This window comes from Citrobacter freundii complex sp. CFNIH9 (genome assembly GCF_002903305.1).
Lineage (GTDB): Bacteria > Pseudomonadota > Gammaproteobacteria > Enterobacterales > Enterobacteriaceae > Citrobacter > Citrobacter portucalensis.
In genome coordinates this window covers 4,405,966-4,419,550 of sequence record NZ_CP026238.1, presented here as the reverse complement: position 1 = coordinate 4,419,550, position 13,585 = coordinate 4,405,966, and the positions used below count along the sequence as shown (strand labels likewise).

The 13,585-nt window shown below is 51.4% G+C and carries 14 protein-coding genes; 6 read left to right on the top strand and 8 right to left on the bottom strand.

Going from position 1 to position 13,585, the window contains the following annotated elements:
• Positions 1 to 151: 151 nt before the first annotated feature.
• Complete coding sequence (locus C2U43_RS22355; protein WP_003830023.1) at positions 152 to 1,066, bottom strand: GntR family transcriptional regulator; 915 nt, start codon at positions 1,064 to 1,066, stop codon at positions 152 to 154.
• Between the two features lie 137 nt (positions 1,067 to 1,203).
• Between C2U43_RS22355 and C2U43_RS22350 the strand changes: the two genes are divergently transcribed.
• Both C2U43_RS22350 and C2U43_RS22345 read left to right on the top strand, forming a co-directional pair.
• The gene (locus tag C2U43_RS22350; RefSeq protein WP_103285802.1) at positions 1,204 to 2,226 is read left to right on the top strand and encodes a zinc-binding alcohol dehydrogenase family protein; all 1,023 of its coding nucleotides are present in this window, start codon (positions 1,204 to 1,206) and stop codon (positions 2,224 to 2,226) included.
• Positions 2,227 to 2,239: 13 nt separating this feature from the next.
• Positions 2,240 to 3,685, top strand: a complete 1,446-nt coding sequence (locus tag C2U43_RS22345; protein WP_103285801.1) for a tagaturonate reductase — start codon at positions 2,240 to 2,242, stop codon at positions 3,683 to 3,685.
• A gap of 104 nt (positions 3,686 to 3,789) precedes the next feature.
• Here the strand turns inward: C2U43_RS22345 and opgB are convergent, their stop codons facing one another.
• From opgB to C2U43_RS22315, 6 genes are all read right to left on the bottom strand, one after another.
• A complete protein-coding gene (opgB, locus tag C2U43_RS22340; protein ID WP_103285800.1) occupies positions 3,790 to 6,081 on the bottom strand; it encodes a phosphatidylglycerol--membrane-oligosaccharide glycerophosphotransferase in 2,292 nt (763 codons plus the stop codon).
• 230 nt (positions 6,082 to 6,311) lie between these two features.
• Complete coding sequence (locus C2U43_RS22335) at positions 6,312 to 6,803, bottom strand: DUF2501 domain-containing protein (RefSeq protein ID WP_057067027.1); 492 nt, start codon at positions 6,801 to 6,803, stop codon at positions 6,312 to 6,314.
• Positions 6,804 to 6,873: 70 nt separating this feature from the next.
• Positions 6,874 to 7,611, bottom strand: coding sequence for a DNA replication protein DnaC (gene dnaC, locus C2U43_RS22330; protein ID WP_003019133.1), 738 nt, complete (start codon positions 7,609 to 7,611; stop codon positions 6,874 to 6,876).
• A gap of 2 nt (positions 7,612 to 7,613) precedes the next feature.
• On the bottom strand, positions 7,614 to 8,153 hold the full coding sequence (dnaT, locus tag C2U43_RS22325) for a primosomal protein DnaT (protein WP_008786116.1): 540 nt from the start codon (positions 8,151 to 8,153) through the stop codon (positions 7,614 to 7,616).
• 125 nt (positions 8,154 to 8,278) lie between these two features.
• A complete protein-coding gene (locus tag C2U43_RS22320) occupies positions 8,279 to 8,752 on the bottom strand; it encodes a threonine/serine exporter (RefSeq protein WP_020996241.1) in 474 nt (157 codons plus the stop codon).
• Complete coding sequence (locus tag C2U43_RS22315) at positions 8,743 to 9,519, bottom strand: threonine/serine ThrE exporter family protein (RefSeq protein WP_103285799.1); 777 nt, start codon at positions 9,517 to 9,519, stop codon at positions 8,743 to 8,745. Before C2U43_RS22315 ends, C2U43_RS22320 begins: the two co-directional genes overlap by 10 nt.
• A gap of 458 nt (positions 9,520 to 9,977) precedes the next feature.
• Here C2U43_RS22315 and C2U43_RS22310 point away from each other — a divergent pair, with 458 nt between their 5' ends.
• Positions 9,978 to 10,703 carry a helix-turn-helix transcriptional regulator gene (locus C2U43_RS22310; protein ID WP_103285798.1) on the top strand — a complete coding sequence of 242 codons (726 nt, stop codon included), beginning with the start codon at positions 9,978 to 9,980 and terminating at the stop codon, positions 10,701 to 10,703.
• Positions 10,664 to 11,341 carry a DNA-binding transcriptional activator BglJ gene (gene bglJ / locus C2U43_RS22305; RefSeq protein WP_008786120.1) on the top strand — a complete coding sequence of 226 codons (678 nt, stop codon included), beginning with the start codon at positions 10,664 to 10,666 and terminating at the stop codon, positions 11,339 to 11,341. Before C2U43_RS22310 ends, bglJ begins: the two co-directional genes overlap by 40 nt.
• Positions 11,342 to 11,398: 57 nt before the next feature.
• On the opposite strand, the gene C2U43_RS22300 is transcribed toward bglJ, so the two are convergent.
• Positions 11,399 to 11,857 (bottom strand): YbaK/EbsC family protein, encoded by a 459-nt coding sequence (locus tag C2U43_RS22300; RefSeq protein WP_003830001.1) that lies wholly within the window; start codon positions 11,855 to 11,857, stop codon positions 11,399 to 11,401.
• A 235-nt stretch (positions 11,858 to 12,092) separates the two neighbouring features.
• Between C2U43_RS22300 and C2U43_RS29620 the strand changes: the two genes are divergently transcribed.
• Both C2U43_RS29620 and C2U43_RS22295 read left to right on the top strand, forming a co-directional pair.
• The gene (locus tag C2U43_RS29620) at positions 12,093 to 12,236 is read left to right on the top strand and encodes a hypothetical protein (RefSeq protein ID WP_020996240.1); all 144 of its coding nucleotides are present in this window, start codon (positions 12,093 to 12,095) and stop codon (positions 12,234 to 12,236) included.
• A complete protein-coding gene (locus C2U43_RS22295) occupies positions 12,226 to 13,569 on the top strand; it encodes a PTS cellobiose transporter subunit IIC (protein ID WP_003829998.1) in 1,344 nt (447 codons plus the stop codon). Before C2U43_RS29620 ends, C2U43_RS22295 begins: the two co-directional genes overlap by 11 nt.
• Positions 13,570 to 13,585 lie beyond the last annotated feature (16 nt).

The window sequence follows — 13,585 nt, the reverse complement described above, 5'->3', positions numbered from 1 at the left end:
ATACCAGTGATGAATCAATTTGCTCATCACCGCTCACAAAAGTTTTTAATGCAGTCGACTTAGCGTGAGCATAGGCAAGAGGTATTTTTCAGGCGTTTTTATTTTTATAAAATCGTGCTCCCGGTAATGATTTGCTGTTTTTTATCGGTACTTAATGAGCGACGTTACAACCCTGGTTGATGGAGCGAATCATCGATTGTTTGGCTGAATTCAAATGGTTACAGAGCGCGAGGGTGGCATCCAGGTCGCTGCGACATATCAGCGCGCTGAGGATGGTCATATGCTCATCAATGGCAATGATGTTACGCTGCTTGAGGTCGCTCTCATCCCACTGATAGTGGAAGTGGAAAATCACGGAGATGATTTCAAGTGATTGATTAAAAAATACATTATCGGCAGCAGAGAGTAGCAAAGCATGGAACTCACGATCTAACTGCGAGAACATGCGAAAGCTGCTGCCAATGCTGTCGCGCAGGATCCGATGGCGCTCCAGTAGCGTTTTAGCCTGCAACCAACGCGGGTCATCGTCAGGCAGATTGAGGAAATGCTGCAGAGAATGCGTTTCCAGCATCTCTCTGAGTTCAAACAGCTGTTCAGCATAGGCCTGATCGAACTGCTTCATGCTCCACTGACCGCGTTTTTCGTTTTTAATCAGGTTGTAACGTTCGAATTTTAAAAGATATTCCCGCACTACCACCGGGCTGACGCCTGCGGCTCTGGCAAGCTGTAGTTCGGAGAAGCTCTCGCCTGCGCGCAGCTGTCGCTGGTTGATCATGGTGAAAAACGCCTGCTCAAAAATCCGGTTTTGCTCGGTCATGGAGGCAGTGGTGCAGGCAAAACCGTCGTCATGGTCGGGTTTTCGCACGATGACATAGTGGCTGCCGACCTGGGTCAGCACGCCGCACTCGCCTAAGTGGCTCAGCATATGGCGCACGGTGGTGCGGCTGATGTTGTACATCTCCGCCAGTGCGCTTTGTGAGGGGAGTGGGGAAGGGATATGACCACGCGCCATATCATCGATTATCTGGTTAATCACATTGTGGCGTAAGTTCTGCGAACGGCTCATGGCTTCTCCTTTTTATCTATTAAAACCCGATTTAAAACATTTTTATGCGCTGGAATTCACAGATTGTGTTTCTGCTTTCTCCGTCCTTTTTATTTTCGTTGATATCTGAGGCAACAAAAAAACAGGAGAGCAGAATCATGTCTACGATGAATACGTTGATTTGCCAGGAACCTAAAAAATTAGTCTGGAAAGAGCGCGAAATACCTATTCCGGGTGAGGGTGAAGCATTAATTAAAATTAAGTCGTTAGGAATTTGTGGTACTGATATTCATGCCTGGGGTGGCAATCAACCTTTTTTCAGCTACCCGCGTGTATTAGGGCATGAAATATGTGGGGAAATTGTCGGTCTGGGTAAGAATATACAGAATCTGAAAAATGGTCAGCAGGTGGCGGTTATTCCTTACGTGGCCTGCCAGCAGTGTCCGGCATGCCTGAGCGGGCGCACCAACTGCTGCGAGAAGATTTCAGTGATTGGCGTGCACCAGGATGGCGGTTTCAGTGAATATCTGTCCGTTCCGGTGACCAACCTGTTGGACGCGCAGGGGATTGACCCGCAGGCGGCGGCGCTGATTGAGCCTTACGCTATCAGCGCTCATGCGGTACGCCGGGCGGCGGTGGCTCCGGGTGAGCAGGTGCTGGTGGTCGGCGCGGGTCCGATTGGTCTGGGGGCGGCAGCGATTGCCAAAGCCGATGGCGCACAGGTGGTGGTCGCCGATACCAGTCCAGCACGCCGGGAGCACGTGTCTTCCCGGTTGGGACTCCCGGTTATCGACCCATCCGCTGAAGATTTTGATGCGCATCTGCGCGCTCAGTTTGGCGGTTCGTTGGCGCAAAAGGTTATTGATGCCACGGGGAATCAGCATGCGATGAACAACACGGTGAATTTGATTCGTCATGGCGGCAGCATCGTTTTCGTTGGGCTGTTCAAAGGCGATTTGCAGTTCTCTGACCCTGAGTTCCACAAGAAAGAGACCACCATGATGGGCAGTCGCAACGCCACGCCGGAAGATTTCGCCAAAGTGGGCCGTCTGATGTCGGAAGGCAAACTTACCGCCGACATGATGCTCACGCACCGTTACGCGTTTGCCACACTGGCAGAAATCTACGAACGGGATGTGATTAACAACCGTGAACTGATTAAAGGCGTGATCACGTTCTGAGAGGGGAAATGTGATGAAGACATTGAATCGACGTGATTTTCCGGGGGCCTGCTACCCAACGCGCGTGATCCAGTTTGGTGAAGGTAACTTCCTGCGGGCGTTTGTTGACTGGCAACTGGATATCCTCAACGAGCAAACCGATCTGAACGCTGGTGTGACCATCGTTCGCCCGATCAATACCGATTTTCCGCCGTCGCTGAATACCCAGGACGGGCTTTATACCACGCTTATTCGCGGGCTAAACGAGCAGGGTGAGGCCGTGAGTGAGGCACGGCTTATCCGCTCGGTGAATAACGAAATCAATCCGTATCAGGATTTCGCGGCCTATCTGGCGCTGGCGCACAATGCGGACATCCGTTTTGTGTTTTCGAATACCACCGAAGCCGGAATTAGCTATCACGCAGCTGACCGTGTGGATGATGAGCCGCCGGTGAGTTTTCCGGCCAAGCTGACACGCCTGCTGCTGGAGCGTTTTAACCACTTTGCGGGCGCGGTGGATAAGGGCTGGGTAATTATCCCGTGCGAGCTTATCGACTATAACGGTGAGGCGCTCAAAACGCTGGTGTTGCGGTATGCGCAGGAGTGGCAGCTTCCTCCTGCATTTGCCGACTGGGTGGAGACGGCAAACACGTTCTGTTCCACGCTGGTCGACCGCATTGTCACCGGCTACCCGCGCGAAGAAGCCGCTACGCTGGAGGCTACGCTTGGCTATCACGATGCGTTTCTCGATACCGCGGAGCATTTTTACCTGTTTGTGATCCAGGGGCCGCAGTGGCTGGCAGAGGAGCTGAAGCTGGCGCAGTGTCCGCTGAATATCCGTGTGGTGAGCGATATCAAACCGTACAAAGAGCGCAAGGTCGCTATCCTCAATGGTGCGCATACGGCTCTGGTGCCGGTCGCGTGGCTGTGCGGGCTGGAGACCGTTGGCGAGGCGATGCAGGATGCTGATGTCCGCCGCTTTGTCGAGCGGGCGATTAGTGAGGAGATTATTCCGGTGTTGGATCTCCCGGCGGACGAATTGCGTGAATTTGCCGATGCGGTGAGCGGGCGTTTTCAGAACCCCTACATTCGCCACCAGTTGCTTTCCATTGCGCTTAATGGGATGACCAAATTCCGCACCCGAATTTTGCCGCAGCTGCTGGCGGGTCAGCACAATGGGCGCTGGCCCGTGCGGTTAACGTTTGCCCTCGCTGCGCTGCTGGCGTTTTATCGTGCAGAGCGCGACGGGGAACGCTATCCGATACAGGATGATGAACAGTGGGTAAGCCTGTATGCCAGCCTGTGGCCGCGAGTAGGCAATGATTTAACGCTGCGTGAACTGGTGGATGCCGTGCTTGGCGATGCGGCGCACTGGGGAGAGGATTTGACGTTGCTACCTGGGCTTGCCGGGCAGGTGACGGCCAATCTGGAGATGATTCTGGTACAGGGTATGCGCCAGACGGTGAACGGTCTGGAATAAGGTTGCCATGCAGCGCCCGGTGTGGTGTTGGGCGCTGTTTTTTTCAGACAATACATTCGGTTCACGATAGGCCTGATAAGCAAAGCGCTATCAGGCCTTTCATGTTACGAACCCTGAGCCACTACTTTGATTTCAACCATCCCGATCCCCAGCTTACGCGGTGAGTGACCGAGAATATTGCCTTCGTTGGTGGCGACCGGATCGGGTGGAACAATTACCAGCGTATCGGCATCCGCCGGGTTATCAAAATGTAAGGTGGTGGTGCTGACGTCATGGCCTAACACCAGCGTCTGCTCCTCGTTGCCAACGCGCACGGGGATCGGACGATTGGCATTGTCACCGAAGGCTTTCGCGGTAATGACCAGATCGAATTTCTTCGGTAGCGGGGCTTTGTACTCAATCGTTACTTCTTCGCTGAGCTGCGCATTGGACCAGCGTCCCCAGGATTCGGGGCGTGAAATGCCGCTAAACTGTTTGACCTCTTCCGGCGCGCCCGCCACGTTGAAAACGAAGCTATCTGCTTTGTAGCGAATGTCATTATCGACAATTTTCAGCGTATCGACGTTACCTTTATAGCGCTCCATGTCGATCACCGTGTCTTTAAATACGGTTTTACTTTTCCACTTGGCTTTATCGACGTGCTGTACGATTTGCTGTCCGCCCAGTTGCCCCTGTGATACGCACCAATCGGTAGAGAGTGCCAGCTCCGGCGCCCACAGTTGCGCCATTTTGTAGCAGCGATCGACCCAGACGAAGTTATCGCGTGGGGCGAAATCTGCTAGTTGGAAGCGCAGCGGGGCCGAGTATTCGCTTTCCGGCAGCGGCTCGACGCGTTTGTCCGATACGCGCAGCAGCAGCGGCAGGCGGAAATGACTGCCGGAGAAAGAGATCATATTTTTTTCCTGGTCGACGGTGAACTCTTTCATCTCTTTCGGGAAATTCCACAGGCGAATGATATCGGGCTTCCACGCCAGCATTTTTTCTTTGATGTTCAGGAACACTTCCGAGACGGATTCGCTCGACAAGCTGCTGCGGCCAAGGCCGATAAAGTTATCGCCGCCGAGAATATCCAGTACCGTTGCGCCGTTATCCATCGTGTTACGCTTTACCGCCAGCGTGTCCTGTTGCGGTTGATCGCCGCGCAGTACGAAGAACAGGTTGTTGCGGTCCTGCTTGTTCAGATACTTCCATGCGGTGTTGTTCATCGCCAGATGATCGGAAGAAACCACGATAACGGTATCTTTAAACCACGGCGATGCTTTGATTTTATTGATAAATTCGGCAATGTTTTCCTGGCTGCAGCTGACCGCGCTGAACGATTGGTTGGCCTTCCCGTCGATGTCATAACGTTTACGGTTGCAGCTACGGGAGATAAATCCATCCGGATGATGGGTATCCACGGTCAGGGTAAACAGTGAAAAACGCTGGCCCGAGCGCGAAAGCTCTTCGAATTTTTTCCACGCTTCGTCCAGCACGGTATCGTCGTAGAAGCCCCAGTCGTTACGATAGGTCGGGTCCGCCACCACGCTTTTTAACTCTTCCGCACCATACAGATGGTCAAAGCCGTGAGATTTCAGGAACACGTCTTTGCCAGCAAAGCGCAGGTTGGCACCCTGCACAAAGTAGTTCTGATAGCCGGAGTTTTTCAGGATATCGCCCAGACAAATATTGTTAGGGAAGAAACTTGAAACCGACGCAGAGGCGTTGCCTTCAAACGGCGCAAACAGCGGAATACCGCACTGGGAGGCGACCATGCCCGCGATGGTGTAATCCGTACCCGGCAGCTGCATGGTGTTGCTGAAATCCAGACCTTCGTTTTTCAACGCGCCGAGTTCTGGGGTCAGATCCGGGAATGCGTCGTTATTAAAATAGGTGCGTTCGAGGCTCTCACCGTAGATATACACCAGGTTCAGCTTCGGATTGGGAATGGTTTTCGATGGCTCTTTATAATACGTCGGGAAATCCGGGTCGCCATCGCGTGACTGCGACTTCACCAGTTCGGTTATCTGGTGAAATGCCGGGCTAGCGTCAACGGAGGCCAGCGCCAGCAGCAGGGCCAGCAGACTGTAACCCACATGATGTGGATGATGGCGACGGCGGCGTAGGATCCAGCCGAGAGCGACAAAAACGGTCGTCAGCGCCAGCGCGATCCCAACGCCCGGCAGGATATATTTGCCGATGCCTGCGCCGGTCAGGCTGTTGGTCAGCGTATAGAGAACCGCGTCATTGATCCCGTCGCCGGTGAAATAGTCACTGGCATAAAGCGTGATATTCAAGACAATAAAAATCCCCAGCACCGTTAACGTGGCGGCAAACCACCAGGTGTTGCGACCCGCTTTCCAGGCATAAATCAGCACTGAAGCGAGAAACAGAGTGATGGAGATTAATTCTGACAACGGTCGATCCTCAGTAAACCGGGCAATTGCCTGGCAGGCTAATCATTTGGTGATAGAACAATGTAATAGCGTTGTTACATTGCTGCAATTGTAGTGACATTAAATTACGTTGTTATTCAGAATTGGTTTAGATATGCGCGTTTTTGTGGAGAAATACTGTTTATTTGGAATGTGAATGTATTGTCGAAAATAAATAGATGCCGCGCAGGTTATACGCGGCATGTCGTGCGTCAGGAAATGAAGTTCATGCCCTGTTTTAACACCAGATCGCAGGCCTTGGTTTTTACCTGCTGTGCCAGTGAGCTGTTACCGATCGTGCTCAGGTTCAGCTGTTGACCATCTTTGGCGTTGAGCAGACCCTGAATACCGTCGATATAGTTGGTATCTTGTTTCTGCTCTGGCGCGCTGAGTCCCAGTTTATCCAGCACCTGGTTTTTGACGTTTTGCGCGTCGGTGACCGAGGCCAGTTTCTGTTTAGCGCAGTATTCAAGGATCCCGGCGGCGTTATTCATGCTGCTGGAGGTCAACGACTGATTGCTGCCATTCAGCAGGCTGGTCAGGGAAGAGAGTGACGAGCTGCTTTGCGAGCCGGAGCTTTGTTTGCTCAGCTCACTGGCTGCGCTGGAGAGCGAATCTTGCCAGGAGGCGGCGAAAACGCTGGTGGAGATGAGCGTGCTGGCGGCAAGCGCACAGCACAGCAGACGTTTGGTAGTTTTCATCATTATATGCAACTCGTGTTATGCCTTTTCAGCGCAGTATAGCGCTGGCAGTCTTAGGAGTGGTCCTAATACGTTAATACTCTTTACCGGTTACCCGACTACGGTAGCTTTCCCAGTTAAAAATGACCCACAGGCTGTTGCCAAGGCGCATACGATCCATCACGCGCTCACCCAGCAGCTTGTTCATTTCATCCATATTGCTGTTAGTTAACATACCGGTCGGACGTTTTGAGGACGAACGGCGATCGACAATCTGATTAATGATCACTTTTTCATAGCGGGATTCGGTCTGCATGCCGATCTCGTCGATCACCAGCAGATCCACATTGCTCAGATCGTTGAGCAGCTGTTCTTCGCTGGTTTCACGATTACTGAACGTTTCTTTCATCGCCGACATGATATCGGCCACGGTAATGATCAACACTGACTTACCACGCAGTAACAGTTCGTTGCAGATGGCGGCGGCTAAATGGTTTTTGCCGGTGCCGGGTTTGCCGGAGAAGATAAAGCTGGCGATGTTACCGTCAAACTCTTCAACATACTGGCGGGCTTTGCTCAGGGCGTTCATCTGACCTTCGCACTCTACCCGATAGTTTTCGAACGAACAGTTCTGATGCAGCGGACGGATACCGGAGCGGTTGAATGTGCGCTGCATTTTCATCGCCCGGTTTTCGCGGGCCAGCGCTGCGGCACGAATTTCACCTTGCTCTTTTTGCCATGCCAGCAGCTCTTCGCCCGTTTTAAAGGCGGGCTCGACATTAGGTGGCATCATTTTTTGCAGACGTTTCATCAGGTCGCCAACGTTTTTCATCGTTATCCTCTAAAACCCGGTGGAATGTGGCTGTCAGGTTCACTGACGCTGTTCACATCGCGCTTTGGCATTCCGCCATTGCTGGCCCGTCCAATCTGAATGCTGCGCGCCAGTTTTTGCTGCCACTGAATATGGTGAAAGACTTTTCCTTCAGCCTGCCAGTAGGCAACAAATGAGGCCAGCTCTTCAGCAGTAACCGGCTCTCTCAACGCTACGCCCCATAAAGCAGCCTGACGCTGAAAGTCGGCATCAGGCTGCCAGGCAGCGTACATCGCAAATTTCCCCATTGGCACGGCAACGGGAGCGGCTTGCGGCTCTTCATAAAATTGATCATCTAATGTCACATCGCTTCCCGGGCGTGACAGTTTTTCCTCAAGCGCCAACAGCTCAGCCAGTCTCGCAGGCGTCACCGCGTAAAACGCTGGCGCATTGTTAGCGAATACGGCTACGGCGCCACCCGCAGACTTGGCCAGCACGGCGTGGTGATCGTGTAGTAAGGCGTCAATGCTAGTGACGTCTGGCGTCAAAATTTTGCAGGGCATAATGTTTCTCAATACTGAACAACAACCGAGAAGGGGACTGCTTTTATAGTAACACAGAGAAGAAGGAGAGCAGCAGATGAGGGGGGAGATTCCCCTCTCTGCATGGTATTAAAGAAAGTGCACCGTCAAACGCGTGGGCGTTTGCGATACAGCCATAACCCTGGTACGGATAGTCCGATGGAGAGCGCGCCGACGATCGATGAGGCTTTCAGGAAATTGGTCAGCAGGGTGATCATCAGCGCTTCGCTGTAGCCAAAATGACCGATTTTTACCGCCGAGATCATGGCGGTGTAGGCGGAGATCCCAGGGAACATCGGGATCACTGCCGCAACGGTAAAGACTTTCGGATGTGCCAGATACCAACGCGACCACTGGATCCCAATGCAGCCGACCAGCAACGATGCCATAAAGGTCGACCATTCGATATTAAACCCTGCGCTCATCATTACCATTCGCGAACCGTGGCCGAGCGCGCCGAGTAACGCACACCAGGGGAGCGCCCGATGAGGGACATTAAATACCATGGCAAAGCCTACCGCCGGGATCGCCGACAGGATCATGTCCTGCATTAACGCCAATATGAAATCGATCACGCCCATCCGCGCAGCCCCCATAAGGTCATCGACATGACCACGCCAATGCAGGTCGCCAGTGTCAGCAAACTGGCAATTGCCCAGCGGGCGAGCCCGGTATTAATGTGTCCCTTAAATATATCCGCGACGGAGTTGATCAGCGGAAAGCCCGGAACCAGCAGCAGCACGCTGGCGGCCATGGCGATGGTCGGGGTGTGGTTAAACGTCGGTAGCGTCAGCAGCAGACCAGAAATCGTTGTCGCCACAAACGCGGTGATGCAAAAGTTAATTTGCGGGTGCAAATGCCGGGACGCCAGAATCTGGCGGATATACATTGCCACCATGCTGGCGAAAAAGGTGATCACCGCACCATCCCATCCGCCGTTATTGAGCTTACAAAAGCAGGCGCAGGACAAGCCGACCATGAAGGCGACCAGCCATCTTGGATAGCGTAGCGGCTTAATCTGGCTAAAGCGTTTCTCTACCCCTTTAATATCCAGCAGTTTATGTTCCGCCAAAATGACAATGTGCTGCACTTCCGTCACGACGTGCATATTAATGCCGCGATCCTGATTTTTTCGCGTTGATGTCAGGCATTGCCCGTCTTTAATGGTGGTCAGGACGATAGCGTTAGAGGAGATGGCGCTTTCTACGCTATCCATGCCAAGTGCCAGCCCGAGGCGGGTGGATAACTCGTCAACCAGAGCGCTTTCTGCCCCATGCTGAAGTAAAAAAAGTCCGCATTGAATACATAACCGTGTAACCGTTCGCTGTGACGACTGCTCTGTTTGCATGGCTCGCTCTGACTGAAAAGGATCTCTTTGAGTGACGAATGTCTTCTTTTTATCATGAAGCATGAGCCCGCTGGCTCTGGCTAAGATCAATCTTTGTGTCGAAAAAAGACACAGGTGATACGGCTGTGGCATCTTAACGCCCCCGTTCGCTAAGGTACGAGAGGGAGACATGATTGAAATGTAGCGCTATTTTCCTGGATGGCAAATACGTAAGCCATGCTAACGATCTATTGTAGTTATTATAATTGTACAGATAATGTATTTATACGTAATTGTGCAATAATAGCTTAGAATTTGGCGCTATTTGGATGGTGCCGTCAATACTTTTTGAAATAAATACCAAGGATAACAATTCACCCCGCTTATTGTTCGGAGTATTTTCCTGTGAGTTAAGATTATTAATCCACCCGGGAGAATTTAATTAAGTACGATTGCGGACTGGTGAGTGTGGAGGGAATATGTTGCCAGGACGCTGCAAAAACGCAATTATTATTAGTAAATCACCGATTATACAAACTGGGCTTAAAGGTATAATGCAGGGAAAGTTCTCCGATTACGAACTTACCTACTGTCGTTCTGTTGAAGAACTGACGTTATTACAGATACGGTGTGCTGATTTGGTAATTGCTGATTTAACCGGAGACTGCAATCATCCACGTGCAGTTTGCGAACAATATTATTCTTTATTATCTCAATACCGTGATATTCACTGGGTATTTCTCGTATCTCGTATCTTTTATCCTCTGGCGGTTGAACTACTGATGTGTCCTGTCAGCTCGCTGCTCTCTGACGCCGAGCCGATTGAAAGTTTAGTGAATGTTATTCACGCGGGAAATACACGAGCAGATAGAATAAGCAAGGCGCTGCTCTCTCCGCCTGCTATGCCGCAATTGTTAGACCATAGCGCACGATCTATCGTTCTCACTCTCTCTGAAAGAAAAGTATTGCGCCTCCTTGGGAAAGGATGGGGGATTAACCAGATTGCGGCGTTGCTGAAAAAAAGCAATAAAACAATCAGTGCCCAAAAGAATAGCGCTATGCGTCGCTTGTCGATAAATAGCAATGCAGAAATGTATGCCTGGATAAATAGTTCTCAAGGATCGCGAGAACTTAATTTACCTTCAGTTTATGGAGAAACCACGGAATGGAAAGCAGAATCATCAAAAGAAACGTTGCACTGGTAGAAAAGTGCACGATGAGCAGCGTGGGTATTAAGAGTTTATTTAATACCATGCCGGATGACCAATATAAACTTCATCTCTTTTCAAACCAGCCCGCTTTTAGCCAGGCAATGTTAAAGATGTCGTTTTCGGCAGTTATTTTTTCCCTCTCTGCAATCAGAACCGATCGAAGAGCAGGGTTGACCTATTTAACGGAGCTGGCGATAAATTATCCGCGGATTCGCCGTGTGGTGATTGCCGATGATGACGCTGAAGCGCGTTTAATTGGTTCCCTGTCCCCCTTGCCGTTAGATGGCGTTGTGAGTAAAGCTTCTTCGTTAACGGTGTTGCAGGACGCGTTATTTACGGCGTTAAGCAGCCCTGGCCGGGGAACCGAAGGCACGAAAAACCATTGGTATATTAATCAAAGCCGTATGCTCAGCCCGACAGAACGAGAAATACTGCGCTTTATGTCGAATGGTTATTCGATGCCACAGATTGCTGTTCAGCTTGAACGGAACATCAAAACCATTCGGGCACACAAATTTAATGTGATGTCCAAACTGGGGGTCAGCTCGGATGCCGGGTTATTGGATGCCGCCGACATCCTGTTGTATCTGCGTGCCGGCGAGCCAGCGCCTTTTATGCAGGCGGTTTCGTGACGGGCAACGTTGACGTGTTTCTTGCCGGGCTTGGCCGCCGGTTTAGCGCGTGAAACATTACTGACACACGTCAACCCAGGTGGCAGAAGTCAGTTCAGCCATCCTTTCAGGCGTGATGCGAACAGCGCTGTGGATGGCACCTGCGGCAGGCAGCACTTCAGCGTAGTGCTTCAGAGAAACATCACAGTACACTGATATCGGTGTTTCTAATCCGAAGGGGCAAACGCCGCCAACGGGGTGCCCCGTCGCGTTCACGACCTCATCACTACTTAACATTCGGGCTTTGGCACCGAACGTACTCTTTAGCTTTTTATTATCCAGTCGGGCATCGCCTTTTGCCACGACCAGGATGATATCGTTCTTCACCTTTAGCGAAAGTGTTTTCGCTATTTGGCCAGGTTCAACGTTATGGGCTTTTGCTGCCAGATCAACGGTTGCTGTGCTCTGGTTTAATTCGATTATCTCGATATCTGGTGCATGTTGCGCCAGGAATTGGCGTACTGATTGCAAACTCATTCTTCTCTCCCTATCGCTTACAGATAGCCCTGCACAGCAGAAAACTGCAGGATGTAATTTGTCATAGGGGCAACCACACTGTAAATATTTTATTGTAACAACATAGCAACATTAGCAGTTTTTCGATCGTCTTCACAATCAAAGAAACCGGTTACAGTAACCGGTTGCAGAATGCTGAAATGACGATTAATACTGAAGTTGTCACTTCCTCTGTATCACATAATAAGAGCCATCTATGAAACTTAACTCGAAAAGCGGTAGCGCTGGTGTTCCTCCCGGCACGGTTGCGAAAAGTGGTAATGGGCTTTACGTGGTGGCGGTGTTGATGCCAGCACGGTTGCAGGGTTTTGCACAACGGGAGAACGGCTATGTCTACTAACCATGCTGTGTTTAACGTGATTTTCCGCTTTGTTGAAAATTACGTCAGCCCTGTTGCCGGGCGCATCTCTTCGCAACGACATGTAATGGCCATTCGCGACGGTTTTATTTCGGCGATGCCTTTTATGATTGTAGGCTCTTTTCTGCTGGTTTTTGCCTACCCGCCTTTTTCTCCGGATACCACCTGGGGATTTGCTCGCGCGTGGCTGGATCTGGCAAAACAGTTTGAAGGCCAAATCCTCACACCGTTTGATATGACGATGGGGATTATGTCGGTCTACATATGTGCGGCTATTGCTTATAACCTGGGCAAGCACTATGTGAAGTCGCATCAGTTAGATCCGTTTATGTGTGCGATGCTATCAATCATGGCTTTTTTGCTGATTGCCGCGCCAAAAACCAAAGGCACAATGCCGGTTGATAGCCTGGGAGGAACGGGGATTTTCACCGCCATCCTGGTGGCCATTTACTGTGTTGAAATGATGCGCTTCCTGAAGGCGCACAACATCGGCATCCGTTTACCCGATCAGGTGCCGCCGATGATCAAAAACTCTTTCGATCTGCTGATCCCGGTGCTGGTGGTAGTACTGACGCTGTACCCGCTGAGTCTGGTGATACAGTCGCAGTTTGACATGCTGATCCCGCAGGCCATTATGGCCATCTTTAAACCACTGGTGTCGGCTGCAGATTCTCTCCCGGCGATACTTCTGGCGGTATTGATTGGACATCTATTGTGGTTTGCGGGTATTCACGGCGCGGCAATTGTGTCGGGAATGCTGCAAATGTTCTGGCTAACTAATCTTGGGATGAACCAGTCGGCGCTGGCGCAGGGCGCGCCGTTACCGCATATCTTTATGGAAGCGTTCTGGACGTTCTTTATTGTGGTCGGAGGGTCAGGTGCAACGATGGGGTTGGTGATTTGCTATCTGCGTAGTCGTTCGGCTCATCTACGCTCGATTGGGCGTCTGAGCGTAGTCCCCAGCATTTTTAATATTAACGAACCGGTGATTTTTGGTACGCCGATTGTCATGAACCCGGTGTTTTTTATCCCCTTCCTGCTGGCCCCAATGGTGAATGCGGTACTGGCCTGGGCGGCGATGAAACTGGATTTAATTGGGCGGGTCATTTCAGTGGTTCCCTGGACAGCACCGGCACCGGTTGGCGCGGCATGGGCATTAGGCTGGGATTATCGTGCGGCTATTCTGGTAGTGCTGTTGGCGCTGGTGTCGGCCGTTATCTACTTCCCATTCTTTAAGGTCTACGAAAAGCAGCTATTGGCGCAGGAAAAAGAAGAAGCGCAGCGTATGGAAGAGGAAAACCAGCAGGTTGCATAAATATCTGGCGAGGGGC

What these genes read in the sequence shown, in the direction of transcription:
- C2U43_RS22350 (WP_103285802.1), top strand. Translation starts at nt 1,204, where the DNA reads ATGTCTACGATGAATACGTTGATTTGCCAGGAACCTAAAAAATTAGTC.
- C2U43_RS22335 (WP_057067027.1), bottom strand. Translation starts at nt 6,803, where the DNA reads ATGATGAAAACTACCAAACGTCTGCTGTGCTGTGCGCTTGCCGCCAGC.
- C2U43_RS22320 (WP_020996241.1), bottom strand. Translation starts at nt 8,752, where the DNA reads ATGGGCGTGATCGATTTCATATTGGCGTTAATGCAGGACATGATCCTG.
- C2U43_RS22355 (WP_003830023.1), bottom strand. Translation starts at nt 1,066, where the DNA reads ATGAGCCGTTCGCAGAACTTACGCCACAATGTGATTAACCAGATAATC.
- C2U43_RS22345 (WP_103285801.1), top strand. Translation starts at nt 2,240, where the DNA reads ATGAAGACATTGAATCGACGTGATTTTCCGGGGGCCTGCTACCCAACG.
- C2U43_RS22315 (WP_103285799.1), bottom strand. Translation starts at nt 9,519, where the DNA reads ATGCAAACAGAGCAGTCGTCACAGCGAACGGTTACACGGTTATGTATT.
- dnaC (WP_003019133.1), bottom strand. Translation starts at nt 7,611, where the DNA reads ATGAAAAACGTTGGCGACCTGATGAAACGTCTGCAAAAAATGATGCCA.
- C2U43_RS22310 (WP_103285798.1), top strand. Translation starts at nt 9,978, where the DNA reads ATGTTGCCAGGACGCTGCAAAAACGCAATTATTATTAGTAAATCACCG.
- C2U43_RS22300 (WP_003830001.1), bottom strand. Translation starts at nt 11,857, where the DNA reads ATGAGTTTGCAATCAGTACGCCAATTCCTGGCGCAACATGCACCAGAT.
- bglJ (WP_008786120.1), top strand. Translation starts at nt 10,664, where the DNA reads ATGGAAAGCAGAATCATCAAAAGAAACGTTGCACTGGTAGAAAAGTGC.
- C2U43_RS22295 (WP_003829998.1), top strand. Translation starts at nt 12,226, where the DNA reads ATGTCTACTAACCATGCTGTGTTTAACGTGATTTTCCGCTTTGTTGAA.
- C2U43_RS29620 (WP_020996240.1), top strand. Translation starts at nt 12,093, where the DNA reads ATGAAACTTAACTCGAAAAGCGGTAGCGCTGGTGTTCCTCCCGGCACG.
- dnaT (WP_008786116.1), bottom strand. Translation starts at nt 8,153, where the DNA reads ATGCCCTGCAAAATTTTGACGCCAGACGTCACTAGCATTGACGCCTTA.